We start from the raw sequence: 14,909 nt of genomic DNA on the forward strand, positions 1-14,909 counted from the left end.
GGGCTGGTGATCCGGTTACTTGTCCCCGTAGTTGACGATCGGAACGTCCGCCTGCCCCTGTGTCTGGCCGGCAGGTGGCGCCGGGTCGTCCTTGACCGACTGCACGACCCCCACGACGGCGGTGGTGGCAACGGCCAATCCGGCGAGTACTGCGATCGCAGCACCGATCAGTGTTCCCATGAAAGCGTGTCCCCTCCTCGACAAGTAAACCGGATGGTAACAACCGGCCAGTAACTTCGCTAGAGGGTGGAACGGGCCGTTGTCCGCCGGAAGATCGGAGCGAGTATCGCAGCAACCAGGATCGCGCCGGCGGCCGCCCAGGCCGCCAGGATGAGGACGACCGCCCACGGCCGAACCTCTTGTTCCGCAGGCGTTCCGGGGACCCGGTAGATCGTCACCGAAGGACCGCTGAACAGCTCGGTGACCTGCGGGACCAGCTCCCGAGGGGACGGACCGCCTGCTTCGCGATCGACCACCAGCCACCCCACGCCCTGCTCCAGCAACACCGGCGTCGGATCGGCGCCGGTGCGCGCGGCCGCCCTGAGCGCGGTCGCGATCGCCAGCGCCCGGGGGTCCTCGCCGGCCAGCCGATGCCCGCCGACGATCAACTCGTCCGGCACGATCGACGGCTTGCTGAAGTACCGCGGCATCGGGTCCAGCACCGGCCGGCGCCCGTTCCACCCCGGCGCCCGGTAGGACTCGAACGGCCACGGGATGAACTCCCCTGGCCTGGTGTCGCTCGCCAGCACTTGTCGCGCCTGCGCCCAATCGGCCGGGTAGTCGGACACCTTCATCCCACCGCCGCCGGCGAGCCCGGGCAACGCCGCGATCGGCATCAACGCCGCAGTCGCCCCGACCAACCACTTGAGCGGTACTACCCGCAGCAGCGCGGCCACGGCGGCTCCGAACCCCACTGCCTCGAGCAGCACCAACGGCCCGAGGTAGCGCTGGCCGTCGCGGAACAACCCGGCGCCCGGGACCACCTCGACCACCCGCGCGAAAGCGTCCGGGAAGAGCACGCCCGCCATACCGATAGCGACGGAGACGACAGCCGCTACGACGAGTGGCGCTGCCAGGCGATCCTGACGCCACCAGATGACTACACCGATGACGGAGACCAGCAGGATCGCGAAACCGAGCACCAGCGGGACCAGATCTCCGCGACTGGCCGGGACCACGTCGGCGTTCCAGACTCCACCGAGAGTCAGCAGAGTCGGCAGCACTCCCCCGTAGCCCTCGTCGCGCGCGGCGAAGGCGGAGACCGCCGCAGGGTCCGACGTCGCGGCCGAGGAGCGTGCCAGCCCGGCGACGAGCCACGGCGCGTTCAGGAGAGCCGCGCCCGCCAATGGCCACACGCGGCCACGTGCCGGCCAGAGGAGGATCAGGGCCGCCACCAGCAGTCCGGTCAACCCGCCCGAGGCCGTCAGCGCACACCCGGCTGAAGCCAGGAGGAACCCGGCCCAGCCCTCCCCGCGGCGAACCTTGAGCGCTGAACGGACCAGCCACGGCAGGGCGGCGTACCCGAGGAGTAGCGCCCAGGCACCCAGCCGCAGGCGCTCGGCGACGAACGGGTTCCAGACGTAGAGCGTCACCGCCGCGCAGCCTGCCAGCGGGCCACCGAGCCGTAGCTCCCTCCACAGCGCTGTCATCCCGAAGCCGGCCAGCAGCGGTACGGCGACCAGGACGACCTTGTCCAGGAACTGACCACCGGAGACCTCGTCGAGCAGCGCGACGAGCACATCGGAGGGCACGGCGCGCGGCAGTGCGGTTGTGACTCCGAACAGATCAAGCCGTAGCGTGAGGTCCGGCACGAACACCAGGTCGTAGCCGACCACGTATCCAGGAGCGAGCAGCGGCACGGTGATCAGTACGGTGAGCAGTACCGGCCAGACCCACGGCAAGAGCCGGGCCCGACGGGCGGATCCCCCCTCCACGCCTACCTCCTCGCAGTACTGTTCCAGCGAAACCTACCCGCGATCCGTTGAACCGCCAGCAGAACAGAAGCCGCATGACCTCTGAGACGACGCCCGGCCAGCCCCCCGCGCCGAAACTGACCTTTCTGGGCAGCGCGACCGTGGTGGCGGTCGGCATGGCCATCATGAACGTCGGCGCCTACGGTTTCACCTTGTTTGCCGTCCACAAGCTAGCGCCGGAGCAGTTCAGCGCGGTCATCGCTCTGCTCGGCCTGCTGCTGATCGGCAACGTGGTGCCGCTCGGGCTGCAGGCGTCCGGCGCCCGGCGGATCGCCACCCACACCGGGCCGGGCCAGGCCGAGCTGGCCGACTCGCTGCTGAAGGCGGGCCGTCGTGCCGCGCTCGGGCTGACCGCTGTGTGCCTGGTAGCCACTCCGCTGTTGATGTGGCTGCTGCACATCGATTCGCTGATCGCCGTCCTGCTCCTGGCGCCCACTCTCGGCTGCCTCAGCATCATGGGGTCCCAGCTGGGCGTGCTGCAGGGCGGCAAGAACTGGACCGAACTGGCAGCCCTGTACACCACTGTCGGAGTCGGGCGGTTCTTCTTCGGCGCCGGCGCTCTGGTGATCCACCCGACTCTCACCTCAGCCATGATCGGCGTTGCGCTCGGCGCCGCGGTACCACCGCTGCTGGGCACCTTCCTGCTGCGCGGCTCGACCGGCGGCACGCCGGAGCAGGTGAAGCAGGTACTGCGGGAGGCGGTGCACGGCACGCACACCCTGCTCGCCTTCTTCGCCATCGCCAACGTCGACGTGCTCCTGGCGCGCAGCCTGATGGACGGCCAGCACAGCGGGTACTACGCGGCCGGCGTGATCGTGGCGAAGGCGTGCCTGTTCCTGCCGCAGTTCGTCATCGTGATCGTGTTCCCCTCGCTGGCGAACTCCCCCGGCGACACCCTGCGACTTCGCCGGGCGATCCAGGCGGTGGCGGCGCTCGGTGTCTGCTGCGTGCTCGGCGCACTGCTGCTCCCCGACCTCGTGGTGACGGTGGCCGGTGGCAAGGAGAATTACGCCGCGCTCGGCTCGTACGCCTGGATCTTCGCCCTCGCCGGCTCCTCGTACGCCGTACTGCAACTGGTCGTGTACGCCGCGATCGCGCAGCAGGAGAAGCGCGCGGCGCTGGTGATCTGGATCGGCCTGGCCGCTCTGGTAGTGACCGCGCTGATCATCCTCGGGCTCGACATTGCCACCGGCATGACCGCAGTCAAGGTTCTCGCCGCGATGACCGCCACCTGCGCTCTGGCGCTGTCGGCCGCCCTCGCTGCTGGGCTGCACAAGCAGACGGCCGACAGCGACTGAGTCTCACCAGAGGCTGGACTCGGCGAACTTGCGCCCGCGTGTTCGCGGACGGTCATCACATAGGGTCGCGGTTATGGCGACTCCGGAGTTCATCCTCGAGCTGCGCAAGAAGATCGGGCACGACCTGCTCTGGCTGACCGGGATCACCGCGGTCGTGCTGGACGACGACGAGCGCGTCCTGCTGGTACGCCGGACCGACACCGGCCGCTGGTCGCTTTCTGCGGGCATTCTCGAGCCCGGCGAGCAACCCGCTCTCGGGCTGCTCCGGGAGATCGAGGAGGAGACTGCGGTCGAGTCCGAGATCGTCCGGCTGGTGAGTATCGAGGCGCTGCCGCCGTCGTCCTATCCGAACGGCGACCAGGTCCAGTTCCTGGATCTCTGCTTCCGCTGCCGGCCGATCCGCGGCGAGGCGCGCGTGAACGACGACGAGTCCCTGGAGGTCGCCTGGTACTCCCTCGACGACCTCCCGGAACTCACGGACCGCGAACTCACCTACCTCGCCAACGCACGCAAGGCCGACGAACCACCGCTGTTCGCCCGCTGACCGAGGTCAGCGAGCGGCAGGCGCGCTGCTTCGCGCAGGGCTCGGCTAGTGGGCGGCTTCGTGCCAGGTGCGGCCGACGCCGACGGAGACGTCCAGAGGGACGGCCATCTCGACGGCTGCGCCCATGTCGCGGCGGACCAGTTCCTCCAGCCCCTCGCGCTCCCCCGGGGCGATCTCGAAGACCAGTTCGTCGTGGACCTGCAGAAGCATGCGGGACTTCAGGCCGGAGGAGCGCAGTGACGCGTCAACCTTGAGCATCGCCATCTTGATCACGTCCGCGGCCGATCCCTGGATCGGGGCGTTCAGCGCCATCCGCTCGGCCATCTCGCGGCGCTGGCGGTTGTCGCTGGTCAGGTCCGGCAGGTAGCGCCGGCGGCCGAGGATGGTCTCGGTGTACCCGCTCTTGCTCGCCTCGCCGACGATGCTGCGCAGGTAGTCGCGGACGCCGCCGAAGCGCTCGAAGTACTCGTCCATCAGGCCTTTGGCCTCGTCCACGCCGATCTTCAGTTGCTGGCTCAGCCCGTACGCCGACAGCCCGTACGCCAGGCCGTAGTTCATCGCCTTGATCTTGGCGCGCATCTCCTGCGTCACCTCGGCGGGATCCACCGAGAAGACCCGCGCGGCGGTCACCGAGTGGAAGTCCATCCCGGAGTTGAAGGCGTCGATCAGGCCCTGGTCCTCCGACACGTGCGCCATGATCCGCATCTCGATCTGGCTGTAGTCGGCCGACATCAGCGCCTCGAAACCGTCGCCGACCATGAACGCCTCGCGGATCCGACGGCCCTCCTCGGTCCGGATCGGGATGTTCTGCAGGTTCGGGTCGGTCGAGCTGAGCCGCCCGGTCGCCGCGATCGTCTGGTTGAACGTGGTATGGATCCGCGCGTCCGTCGGGCTGATCGTCTTCAGCAGCCCCTCGACGGTCTGCCGCAGCCGCGTCGCGTCCCGGTGCGCGAGCAGGTACGCGAGGAACGGGTGCTCGGTCTTCTCGTACAGCGACTGCAGCGAGTCCGCGTCCGTGGTGTACCCGGTCTTGGTGCGCTTGGTCTTCGGCATCTGCAGCTCGTCGAACAGCACCACCTGCAGCTGCTTCGGCGAACCGAGGTTGATCTCCTTGCCGATCACCTCGTACGCCGCGGTCGCCGCCTCCCGGACGCCGGTCGCGAACCGCTCCTCGAGCTCTTCCAGGTACGGCCGGTCGACGGCGATCCCGTCCCGCTCCATCCCGGCGATCACGTCGATCAGCGGCAGCTCCACGTCCGCCAGCAACGCAGTACCGGCCTGCTTGTCCAACTCGGCGTCGAGGGTGTCGGCGAGGTCGGCGATCGCCCGCGCGCGCAGCATCGTCGCGTCCGCGGCCGGGCCGCCCTCGATGTCGTCGAAGCTGAGCTGGCCGTTGTCGGCCTCCTCGTTGCGCAGTTCCCGCCGCAGGTAACGCACCGTCAGGTCGGCGAGGTCGTACGACCGCTGGTCCGGGCGGACCAGGTACGCGCTCAGCTGGGTGTCCGAGGTGAGCCCGCCCAGCGTCCAGCCGCGCTCGAGGAAACCGAGCAGGGGGCCCTTCGCGTCCTGCAGCGCCTTCGGCTGCTCGGGATCCGCGAGCCAGGCCTGCCAGGCGGAGTCGTCGTCCGGCGTCATCGTGGTCGGGTCGAACCAGGCAGCGGCGCCGGTCGACGTGGCCAGTGCAAGGCCGGTGATCTCGCCGGTCCCCCGGCCCCAGCTGCCCTGCACCGCGACACCGGTCCGCGCGCCCGTGGAGACGTGCTCCTTGAGCCAGCCGGCGAGCTCGCCCGGCTTCAGCTGGGTGCCCTCGAGGTCGAACCCTTCCTCGATGGTCTCCTCGACCTGCTCGTGCTCGGCGACCAGCCGCTCGCGCAGTACGCGGAACTCCAGGCTGTCGAAGAGCGTGTGCACCTTGTCCCGGTCCCACGGGTGCCGGACCAGGTCGTCGACCGCCACGTCCAGGGTCAGGTCGCGAACCAGTTCGTTGATCTGGCGGTTCCGGATCACGTCGGACAGGTGCTCGCGCAGTGACTCCCCGGCCTTGCCCTTGATCTCGTTGACCCGGTCGATCACGTCGTTCAGCGAACCGAACTGGTTCAGCCACTTCGCCGCGGTCTTGTCGCCGACGCCCGGGACGCCGGGCAGGTTGTCGCTCTTCTCCCCCACCAGCGCGGCCAGATCCGGATACAACCGGGGCGGGATGCCGTACTTCGCCTCGACGGCCGCCGGGTCCATCCGGGCGATCTCGGAGACGCCGCGCTTGGGGTAGAGCACGGTGATGTTGTCGTTGATCAGCTGGAACGAGTCGCGGTCACCACTGCTGATCAGTACCTCGAAGCCCTGCTCGTCGGCCTGGGTGGCCAGGGTCGCGATGATGTCGTCGGCCTCCCACCCGTCGATCTCGGTGGTCGGGATGCGCAGCGCCTCCAGCACCTCCTTGACCAGCGAGACCTGTCCCTTGAACTCGTCCGGTGATTTCGACCGGCCGGCCTTGTACTCCGTGTACTGCTCGGAGCGGAAGGTCTTGCGGGACACGTCGAACGCCACGCAGATGTGCGTCGGCTGCTCGTCGCGCAGCATGTTGATCAGCATCGAGGTGAACCCGTACACCGCGTTGGTGTGCTGACCCGTGGTGGTGGAGAAGTTCTCCACCGGCAGCGCGAAGAACGCCCGGTAGGCGAGCGAGTGCCCGTCCAGCAGCAGGATCCGCGGCCGGCCGCCGGCGTCGCCGGTCACCGTGCCCGGGTCCTTGGTCATCGTCGAGGAGTCTGTTTCAGGAGCCACGTACCGACTCTAGTGGGTACCGCCGACAGTTCTGGCACGCGCACCGAGGGGCTCACGTAGTCTTCCAAACGACATGTCGTGCGAGCCCGGAGGAGACCCCTGTGAGTGACGAGAAGGCCGCGGCGGAGCTTCCGGCGGGGATGGCGACCGAGGGCACGCTGCTCGAGCTGATGGGCATCGTTGTCACCGAGGCGAGCCCCGAGCGGGTCGTCGCGACGATGCCGGTGAAGGGCAACGTCCAGCCGTACGGGCTGCTGCACGGCGGCGCCTCCTGCGTGCTCGCGGAGAGCCTCGGCTCCATCGGCTCGGCGCTGCACGCCGCCGGCTACGGCAAGGTCGCGGTGGGCGTCGACATCAACGCCACCCACCACCGCGCCGTCCGCGAAGGCGTCGTCACCGGCGTCGCCACCCCGATCTACCTCGGCCGCACGACCACGTCGTACGAGATCGTGATCACCGACGAGCGCGAGAAGCGGGTCTGCACCGCACGGATCACGTGCCAGCTGATTCAGGTTCCGCCGGGAGCCTGAGCTCCTCCAGCTTCTCGTAGGCCGGATCGTCGAACCCGTTCGCCCCGTACTGCGGACCGTCGTACTGCTGGTCCTCGTACTGCGCCTCGTCGTACGACGAATCCCGGTACGACGCGTCGGCGTACGACGGGTCCTCGACCAGCGGCGAGCGGGTCAACTGGGCCCGGCGGGCGATCACCGAGCGCCGCGACGAGAGCAGGCCGAACATGTTCGGCGCGTGCTCCGCGGCCAGGCGACGGCGAACGGTGTGGGTGCTCGCGAATCGCACCATCCCGGCCTGTCCTAGTCCCAACCGCGCAAGGAATCTGTTCGCTTCCCGCGCGACCGGCGGGGCGAGCACCGCCAGGTGCGGGCAATTCCCGTGCTCGGCCCACGCCGCGGCCTCCGCCATCAGGGCCTTGCCCAGGCCGTGCCGGCGGGCATGGTCGCTGACGTGCAGGTACTCCACCATCACGGTGGTCTCGTCGTGCAGCGGGCTGAGCGGCGTCTGCCGCAGATAAGCCATCCCGCCCAGCACGCCGTCGATCTCGCCGACGATGAGCCGGCCCGACGGATCGTCCCGATGTCTCGCCACCGCGGCCCGGGCGGACTCCGCGGACGGCGCCGCCAGCAGCCGGGCCTGGTGCCCGGTGCCGGTCGCCAGCTCACGCCAGAGCGTCACCAAAGTGTCGGCGTCGTCGGGACGGGCGTCGCGCACCTCGATGACTGGTGCCACGTCGGCCCCTCCTAGATTCTGATCCACCCCCGAGGTGAACAGAACGAGCCGATACGCTCATCCCCGCGCAACAGTAGGGCTTCCGGGGTCACTTGCAAAGCCATGACTCGCCCTCCACATGACCGCCCCACCGGCCGCCACGGCCGGCGATCGGAGACCAGGGTTTGTTCATCGGAATCGGCACCGTCGTCAACGTCGCGGCGGTCCTCGTCGGCTCGGTACTCGGCGTGCTCGTCGGCCATCGTTTGAGTCAGCGGACGCGTGACCTGGTCACCGACGCGCTCGGCCTGGTGACGCTGCTGATCGCGATCACCTCGGCCCTCGCGGTCGGCGACGAGGTGCTCAGCGCGGCGGTCGGCGACAGCGCTCCCGTACTGATCGTGCTGGGCGCGATGCTGATCGGCGGGATCATCGGTTCGATCCTGCGGATCGAGCAGCGGCTGGAGGGCTTCGGCGCCTGGATGCAGCACCGGTTCAGCGGAGGCGACAGCGAGAGCACCTTCGTCGAGGGGTTCGTCACCGCCTCGATGGTCTTCTGCGTGGGCCCGCTGACGTTCCTGGGCGCGCTGTCCGACGGTCTGGGCCGGGGTGCGGACCAGCTTCTCCTCAAGTCCGTGCTGGACGGTTTCGCGTCGATCGCCTTCGCTGCCTCGCTCGGCTGGGGCGTCGCGGCCTCTGCGATCGTTGTGCTCGTCATCCAGGGATTGATGACGGCGGTAGGCGCTCTGCTGGGCGACGTGCTCCCAGACGCCCACGTAACGGCCCTGGGGGCCACTGGGGGCCTGTTGCTGGTCGGTGTGGCTCTCCGCCTGCTGAAGATCAAGCAGATCGCCGTAGCGGACCTCCTGCCGGCACTGATCGTCGCTCCGCTGCTCGTCCAACTGCTTGTCGTGATCAGACGCTGACGGCAGGAGTTGTTGCCGCACGCAAGGAGCCCCGACCGGAAGCTGGTCGGGGCTCCTGCGTTGACGCTGTGGCTCAGTCCTCGCCGAGGTAGGCCTTGCGGACCTCGTCGTTGGTGAGCAGGTCGCGGCCGGTGCCGGACAGCACGATCTTGCCGACCTCCAGCACGTAGCCGAAGTCCGCCCGCTTCAGCGCGGCCTGGGCGTTCTGCTCGACCAGCAGGATCGTGGTGCCCTGCTTCTGCAGTTCGGTGACCGTCGACATGATCCGCTTCATCATGATCGGCGACAGCCCCATCGACGGCTCGTCCAGCATCATCAGCTTGGGCCGGCTCATCATCGCCCGGCCCATCGCCAGCATCTGCTGCTCACCACCGGAGAAGGTGCCGGCCGGCTGCTTGCGCCGCTCCCCCAGGATCGGGAACAGCTCGTACGCCGCGTCCAGGTCGGTCCGGACCGCCGAGTGGTCGTTGCGCGCGAACGCCCCGAGCAGCAGGTTCTCCTCGACCGACAGCCGTGGGAAGATCTTCCGGCCCTCCGGACAGTGCGCCAGCCCCATTGTGACGATGTCGTGGGCCGCCGCCTGTTCGATCCGCTGGCCCTGGAAGAGGATCTCGCCGTGGGTCGGCCGGAGCAGCCCGGAGATGGTCCGCAGCGTGGTCGTCTTGCCGGCGCCGTTCGTGCCGATCAGCGAGACGACCTGGCCCTGCTCCACCGAGAAGCTGATCTTCTTGACGGCGACGATCTTGCCGTAGGCAACTTCCAGGTCCTTGATCTCGAGCATCGCGGTCATGACTTGCCCTCCTCCTCGGCCACCGTGGTGTCCCGGACCTGGGCGGCCTCGTCCTCGTCCTCGTCCTCACCGGTGCCGATGTAGGCCTCGATCACGCGCGGGTCGGACTGCACCTCGCCGGGGGTTCCCTCGATGAGCGTCTCCCCGCGGACCAGGCAGAGCACCCGGTCGCACAGGTTGAAGATGAAGCGCATGTCGTGCTCGATCACCACCACCGACAACCCCGAGTCCCGGATCTTGAAGATCAGGTCACTGGCCTGCCGGGTCTCCTGCGGGTTCATACCGGCCGTCGGCTCGTCCAGCAGGATGAGCTTCGGTTCGGTGGCCAGCGCCCGGGCGATCTCGAGCCGCCGCTGGTCGCCGTACGGCATGTTCCGGGCCAGGTGCTCGGTCGACCGGCCGAGGCCGACGAAGTCCAGCAGTTCCTGCGCCCGGGTCCGGGTGGCCGCCTCCTCGCGCCGGAACTTCGGCCCGCGCAGCACCGACGTGAACGCGCCGGAGGAGGTCCGGCAGTACCGGCCCACCATCACGTTCTCCAGCGCCGTCATGTTGGCGAACAGCCGGATGTTCTGGAACGTCCGCGCCATCCCCGCCTGGACGACCGCCCGCGGCTTCGGCGGCAACGGAGTACCGGCGAAGCGGACCTGGCCGGCCGTCGGCTTGTAGAGACCGGTGAGGCAGTTGAAGAAGGTCGTCTTGCCGGCCCCGTTCGGGCCGATCAGACCGACGATCTCGCCCTCGTGGACGGTCAGGTTGACGTCGTTGACCGCCAGCAGACCACCGAATCGCATGGTCACCCCGGAAGCCTCCAGCACCGGTGCGCCGAAAACCGGCGCCGGCGTCGCAGTCGTGTCGGTGACGGTCATTTCGCCTCCTCGACCAGTTCGCTCTCGATGGCCACCGCGAGCTCCTCGTCCTCTTCGTGGAACTCGAGCTGCCGGCGTCTGCTCGCGACCAGACCCTCCGGCCGGAACCGCATCATCAGCACCAGCAGCAGACCGAACAGCAACAGCCGGTACTCCGAGAAGAACCGCAGCTTCTCCGGCAGCAGCTTCAGGATCGTCGCACCCAGCAGGACACCAGCGATGGTACCCATACCGCCCAGCACGATCGCCGCGAGCAGGAACGCCGACTCCAGGAAGATGAACTGGTCAGGGCTGACGGCAACGTCCTGGTGAGCCTTGATGGTGCCGGCCAGACCGGCCAGGAAGGCGCCGACCACGAAGGCCAGGATCTTCAGGCCGAAGACGTTGACGCCCATCGCCTCGGCGGCCTTCTCGTCCTCGCGGATGGCCACCCAGCCACGGCCGATCCGGCTGTCGTTCAGCCGGGCGAAGACCAGGATGACGAAGGCGAGCAGGAGCAGCAGCAGGAAGTAGTAGTTCGCGAACCGGCCCAGCTCGATCCCGGCGACGACGTGCGAGTCGCCGAAGTTGAAGCTGCCGATCTCCAGCTCCGGGATGCCCGGGATGCCGTTCGGGCCGTTGGTCAGCAGCGGGCCGTTGGTGCCGTCCAGGTTGAACATCGTCAACCGGAAGATCTCACCGAAGCCCAGCGTCACGATGGCCAGGTAGTCACCCGAGACCCGCAGGGTCGGCGAACCGATGATGAGACCCAGGGTGGCGGCCGTGCCGGCGCCGAGCAACATCACGACCAGGAACGGCGGGTGCCAGTCGATCGTCGCGAACGCCGAGGTCGACAGCATCGCGGCCACGTACGCGCCGGAGCCGAGGAAGGCGACATAGCCGAGGTCGAGCAGACCGGCCAGGCCGACCACGATGTTCAGGCCCATCGCGGTCGCCGCGAAGATCAGCACCTGGGTCGCGATCGACATGTTCGCGTCCGAGCCGTTCTGGGTGAACGGGAAGAAGAACGCCACCGCGAAGGCCGCCAGCGTCAGCACCTTCTTGTGCCGCTGCGCGACGTGCCCGAACCACCGCATCACGCCGGTCCGGAAGAGCACCGCGATCACCGCGGTGATGAAGACCAGGCAGAGCACGAACGCCCAGGCGTCCGTCAGGCCCAGCGCGTAAGCCGCGCCGAACAGGACCGCCGCCATCATCAGCGCGATGGCGAGGATCTCGGCCCAGCCGGGCAGCCTCGCCTGGCTGAGGTCCCGCAACTGCCGCAACGGCAGCATCCGCGAGCTGACCAGGAGCAGGATCGCGCCGACCGTGCTGATGTAGCCGCCCGGGTTGACGTTGATCAGGCCGTCGGACTCGACCGAGATCGCGATCAGCACCAGCACCATGTACAGCGTCAGCGTGAGGCCGAGCGCCCGCAGGCCGAGGGTGGCGTCGAGCCACTGGCCGAGCGGCTTCTTCAGCGGGCCCTTCTCCACCAGCAGCAGCACCAGACCGAGCACGGCCATGATGATCGCGAGGATCTGCAGCGAGCCCGGGTAGAAGTTGATCGACAGGTCGCCGAGGATCCCGCCGTCGAAGCTCCACGACAGGAACGATCCGATGATCACCAGCGCGACACCGGCCAGGCCGAGCGGCCAGGCCATCGTGTGCGCGCGGGTCGGAGTTGTCAGGTCGTCGCTCATGCGCGGTCCACCACCCTTGCTCCGAGAAGACCTTGCGGCCTGAAGACCAGGACCAGGATCAGGATGACGAATGCCCAGACGTCCTTCCAGGAACCACCACCGAACCGACCGGGGATGTACTGGGTGGCCATCGCCTCCACCACGCCGAGCACCAGGCCACCGACGACGGCGCCCGCGACGTTGCCGATCCCGCCCAGCACCGCGGCCGTGAACGCTTTCAGGCCGGCCAGGAAGCCCATCCGGAAGTCGATGTTGCTGTTCTGCAGGCCCTGCGAGACACCCGCGACCGCGGCCAGCACTGCGCCGAGCGCGAACGCGACAACGATGATCCGGTCGACGTTGATGCCCATCAGCCGGGCGGTGTCAGGATCCTGCGAGACCGCCTGCATACCGCGGCCGAGCCGGGTCCGGTTGATGAAATACCACAGCAGCACCGAGCAGATCGCCAGCGCCACGATCGTGAAGATCGCCGACCGCTGGATGGTGACGCCGCCAATGTCGAGCGCGGTCCCGGTGACCACGTCGATCTGCGGGAACGGGATCCGCTGCTTCGCGCTGGGCCAGTCCACCTTGTCGATGATGTCCTTGAAGATGAACCAGGACACCTCGAGCAGGACCGCCGTCACCACGGCGACCACGGCCATCGGGCGGACCAGTGCGCGGACACGTTCCGCCCCGCCGGTCAGGCGGGCAGCCAGCAGGCCGATCGCAGTACCGAGCACCAGGCCGCCGACCACGATGCCGGCCGAGACCACGAACGAGAGGTCGCGTTCGGCCAGCCGGACGCCGATCCAGAGCACCAGTGGGACCGCGGCGGCCGTGAGCAGCGGGGACCGGTCACGCCACTTGGTGATCGGGTGGTTCAGCGGCACGTCCGTCATGCCGGCGCCGACCCAGTAGGCGATGGCGACCGCGAGGGCAGCCATCACCGGCACGGTCCAGCCCGGGCGCTCGTAGAACAGCCGCATGAACTCCTGCAGGAACACCGAGATGCCGATCGCGGTGATCAGCGGTGCCAGCCGTGGCGCGTTCCGCAGGGGACGATACGCGACACGTTCCATCGCCACGGCGGTTCCCACCGAGGCGATGATGGCGCCGATGATCATGATCGGCAGGATCCACACGCTGGTCTCGCCGTTGAAGAACAACAGGTACGTCGTCAGTGCGCCGAACGCACCGATCATGAAGACCTCGCCGTGGGCGAAGTTGATGAGCTGCACGATGCCGTAGACGACGGTGTACCCGACCGCGATCAGGGCGTACAGCGATCCGAGAGTCAGCCCGTTCACGAGCTGCTGGAAGAACTGGTCCACGTCGACCTCCCAACTGCCTCAGTAGTGGCGCGAAACGGGGGTGGAACGACATGGCGTCCCACCCCCGGGGTAATGCGGTCGAGCGTGATCAGTCCTCGAAGTTCTTGCTCTCCACGGTGGTCCACTTGCCGCCATCGACCTTGTAGACGGTCAGGACCTTGGAGGTCGTGTCGCCGTACTGGTCGAAGGCGACCTTACCGGTGACCCCGTCGAAGCTGACCTTGCCCAGGGCATCGACCGTCGCCTGACGCGCGGACTCGACGTCCTTGGCGTCCTTCAGCGACACCTTCAGGGCGTTGATGATCGAGTTCGCCGCGTCGTAGGAGTAACCGCCGTAGGCCGCGTAGGGGTCCTTGTAGCCGGCCGCGTTGTAGTCCGCGACGAACTTCTTCGCCGACTCGAGCGTGTCCACCGGCGCGCCGACCGAGGTGGCCAGGTCACCCTGGCTGGACTTGCCGCCCAGCGAGACGTACTTCGGGTCGTAGATGCCGTCGCCGCCCATCAGCGGGACGTTCAGGCCGGCGGCCTTCATCTGCTGCGAGAGCGGACCGGCCTGCGGGTACTCACCACCGTAGTAGAGAGCCTGCGGCGCGGACGGCTTGACCGCCGAGATGACGGCCTGGTAGTTCGAGTCGTCCGGGTTGATGGTCTCGGCCGCGGTGATCTGGCCGCCCAGCTTCTTGAACTCCTCGGTGAAGGTGCCGACCAGGCCCTGGCCGTAGGCCTTCTTGTCGTGGATGGTGGCGACCTTGGTGATCTTCGCCTTCTCGTACAGGTACCGCGCCGCGAACGGACCCTGGACCGCGTCCGTCGTGCAGGTCCGGAAGTACGTCGGGTACGGCCGCTTCGGGTCGGTCTGCCAGTTCGCACCCTTGGTCAGGCCGGGCCCGGTGTTGGCCGGCGACACCTGGACGATGTTCTTCGGCGCGAGCACCGGCTGGACCTGCTGGCTGACGCTGGTGTTCAGCGTGCCGACCACGCCGATCACGTTGGCGTCCGAGGACAACGCGGTGGCGGCGTTCTTGCCGACGTCTGGCTTGGCCTCGTCGTCCTTCGCGTCGACCTCGAGCTTCCAGCCCGGGATCGCGTTCGAGTCGTTGGCCTGCTTCACGGCCAACTCGACCGAGTGCTGGATGCCCAGACCCAGCGCGGACAGGTCTCCGGACAGAGGCGCGATCACGCCGATCTTGGCGGTCTTCGTCGAGCCCCCAGAGTCGCCGCCGGCGTTGTCGTCACTGCGTGAACCGCAGGCAGTCAGGGCCAACGACGCAACGATCAGCGACGCGCCGACCCGTACTACGGAACGCTGGTGCACTGTTCCTCCCATGTCTGGATAATCCGAGCAAACCCCCGGACTCCCGCGATTGCCGCGAGCATCCGCAGGTTAGACCTCCGGAAGCACTCCATGCGAACCGCACACTGCGTGTGTTGTGAGGTCGTTACCCCCGTAAGCAGCATGGGCACGAATGACAGCTGTACGACGCCGGTGCACACCGTGCGCCCTGAGCA

13 protein-coding genes and 1 pseudogene are annotated in these 14,909 nt (G+C 68.2%); 4 read left to right on the plus strand and 10 right to left on the minus strand.

Translation table 11 applies throughout. The features are described 5' to 3' along the window. Nucleotides 1-15: 15 nt before the first annotated feature. The gene (locus tag EV648_RS04805; protein WP_132285387.1) at nt 16-180 is read right to left on the minus strand and encodes a DUF2613 family protein; all 165 of its coding nucleotides are present in this window, start codon (nt 178-180) and stop codon (nt 16-18) included. Nucleotides 181-239: 59 nt separating this feature from the next. After that, entirely contained in the window at nt 240-1,934 is a 1,695-nt protein-coding gene (locus tag EV648_RS04810) for a hypothetical protein (protein WP_132285389.1), read from the minus strand. Nucleotides 1,935-2,008: 74 nt separating this feature from the next. Between EV648_RS04810 and EV648_RS04815 the strand changes: the two genes are divergently transcribed. After that, a complete protein-coding gene (locus tag EV648_RS04815; protein WP_132285391.1) occupies nt 2,009-3,271 on the plus strand; it encodes a lipopolysaccharide biosynthesis protein in 1,263 nt (420 codons plus the stop codon). A 73-nt stretch (nt 3,272-3,344) separates the two neighbouring features. Further along, nucleotides 3,345-3,815 (plus strand): NUDIX domain-containing protein, encoded by a 471-nt coding sequence (locus EV648_RS04820; protein ID WP_132285393.1) that lies wholly within the window; start codon nt 3,345-3,347, stop codon nt 3,813-3,815. Between the two features lie 45 nt (nt 3,816-3,860). Here EV648_RS04820 and polA read toward each other — a convergent pair whose 3' ends face one another. Beyond that, the gene (polA, locus tag EV648_RS04825; protein WP_132286666.1) at nt 3,861-6,572 is read right to left on the minus strand and encodes a DNA polymerase I; all 2,712 of its coding nucleotides are present in this window, start codon (nt 6,570-6,572) and stop codon (nt 3,861-3,863) included. A gap of 128 nt (nt 6,573-6,700) precedes the next feature. Between polA and EV648_RS04830 the strand changes: the two genes are divergently transcribed. After that, nucleotides 6,701-7,129 (plus strand): hotdog fold thioesterase, encoded by a 429-nt coding sequence (locus tag EV648_RS04830; protein ID WP_132188215.1) that lies wholly within the window; start codon nt 6,701-6,703, stop codon nt 7,127-7,129. Here EV648_RS04830 and EV648_RS04835 read toward each other — a convergent pair. Beyond that, the gene (locus EV648_RS04835; RefSeq protein WP_132285395.1) at nt 7,092-7,844 is read right to left on the minus strand and encodes a GNAT family N-acetyltransferase; all 753 of its coding nucleotides are present in this window, start codon (nt 7,842-7,844) and stop codon (nt 7,092-7,094) included. The genes EV648_RS04830 and EV648_RS04835 overlap by 38 nt on opposite strands. Before the next feature lie 164 nt (nt 7,845-8,008). Between EV648_RS04835 and EV648_RS04840 the strand changes: the two genes are divergently transcribed. Beyond that, nucleotides 8,009-8,749 (plus strand): DUF554 domain-containing protein, encoded by a 741-nt coding sequence (locus EV648_RS04840; protein ID WP_132285397.1) that lies wholly within the window; start codon nt 8,009-8,011, stop codon nt 8,747-8,749. Between the two features lie 73 nt (nt 8,750-8,822). Here EV648_RS04840 and EV648_RS04845 read toward each other — a convergent pair whose 3' ends face one another. The 6 genes and pseudogenes from EV648_RS04845 to EV648_RS04870 form a co-directional block, all read right to left on the minus strand. Then, the gene (locus EV648_RS04845) at nt 8,823-9,539 is read right to left on the minus strand and encodes an ABC transporter ATP-binding protein (protein ID WP_132285399.1); all 717 of its coding nucleotides are present in this window, start codon (nt 9,537-9,539) and stop codon (nt 8,823-8,825) included. Then, complete coding sequence (locus EV648_RS04850; RefSeq protein WP_132285401.1) at nt 9,536-10,405, minus strand: ABC transporter ATP-binding protein; 870 nt, start codon at nt 10,403-10,405, stop codon at nt 9,536-9,538. The genes EV648_RS04845 and EV648_RS04850 overlap by 4 nt, the downstream gene beginning before the upstream one ends. Beyond that, a complete protein-coding gene (locus EV648_RS04855) occupies nt 10,402-12,087 on the minus strand; it encodes a branched-chain amino acid ABC transporter permease (RefSeq protein WP_132285403.1) in 1,686 nt (561 codons plus the stop codon). Before EV648_RS04855 ends, EV648_RS04850 begins: the two co-directional genes overlap by 4 nt. Beyond that, nucleotides 12,084-13,055, minus strand: coding sequence for a branched-chain amino acid ABC transporter permease (locus EV648_RS43805; RefSeq protein WP_370452698.1), 972 nt, complete (start codon nt 13,053-13,055; stop codon nt 12,084-12,086). The genes EV648_RS04855 and EV648_RS43805 overlap by 4 nt, the downstream gene beginning before the upstream one ends. Then, nucleotides 13,055-13,400, minus strand: a pseudogene (locus EV648_RS45050) (branched-chain amino acid ABC transporter permease); the annotation flags it as partial. The pseudogene EV648_RS45050 and the gene EV648_RS43805, both read right to left, overlap by 1 nt. Nucleotides 13,401-13,488: 88 nt before the next feature. After that, nucleotides 13,489-14,727, minus strand: a complete 1,239-nt coding sequence (locus EV648_RS04870) for a branched-chain amino acid ABC transporter substrate-binding protein (protein WP_241994904.1) — start codon at nt 14,725-14,727, stop codon at nt 13,489-13,491. Between the last annotated feature and the right edge of the window lie 182 nt (nt 14,728-14,909).

The organism is Kribbella sp. VKM Ac-2568 (assembly GCF_004345365.1).
Lineage (GTDB): Bacteria > Actinomycetota > Actinomycetes > Propionibacteriales > Kribbellaceae > Kribbella > Kribbella orskensis.

What these genes read in the sequence shown, in the direction of transcription:
- EV648_RS04805 (WP_132285387.1), bottom strand. Translation starts at nt 180, where the DNA reads ATGGGAACACTGATCGGTGCTGCGATCGCAGTACTCGCCGGATTGGCC.
- EV648_RS04815 (WP_132285391.1), top strand. Translation starts at nt 2,009, where the DNA reads ATGACCTCTGAGACGACGCCCGGCCAGCCCCCCGCGCCGAAACTGACC.
- EV648_RS04820 (WP_132285393.1), top strand. Translation starts at nt 3,345, where the DNA reads ATGGCGACTCCGGAGTTCATCCTCGAGCTGCGCAAGAAGATCGGGCAC.
- polA (WP_132286666.1), bottom strand. Translation starts at nt 6,572, where the DNA reads ATGACCAAGGACCCGGGCACGGTGACCGGCGACGCCGGCGGCCGGCCG.
- EV648_RS04845 (WP_132285399.1), bottom strand. Translation starts at nt 9,539, where the DNA reads ATGACCGCGATGCTCGAGATCAAGGACCTGGAAGTTGCCTACGGCAAG.
- EV648_RS04850 (WP_132285401.1), bottom strand. Translation starts at nt 10,405, where the DNA reads ATGACCGTCACCGACACGACTGCGACGCCGGCGCCGGTTTTCGGCGCA.
- EV648_RS04855 (WP_132285403.1), bottom strand. Translation starts at nt 12,087, where the DNA reads ATGAGCGACGACCTGACAACTCCGACCCGCGCGCACACGATGGCCTGG.
- EV648_RS43805 (WP_370452698.1), bottom strand. Translation starts at nt 13,055, where the DNA reads ATGCGGCTGTTCTACGAGCGCCCGGGCTGGACCGTGCCGGTGATGGCT.
- EV648_RS04870 (WP_241994904.1), bottom strand. Translation starts at nt 14,727, where the DNA reads ATGGGAGGAACAGTGCACCAGCGTTCCGTAGTACGGGTCGGCGCGTCG.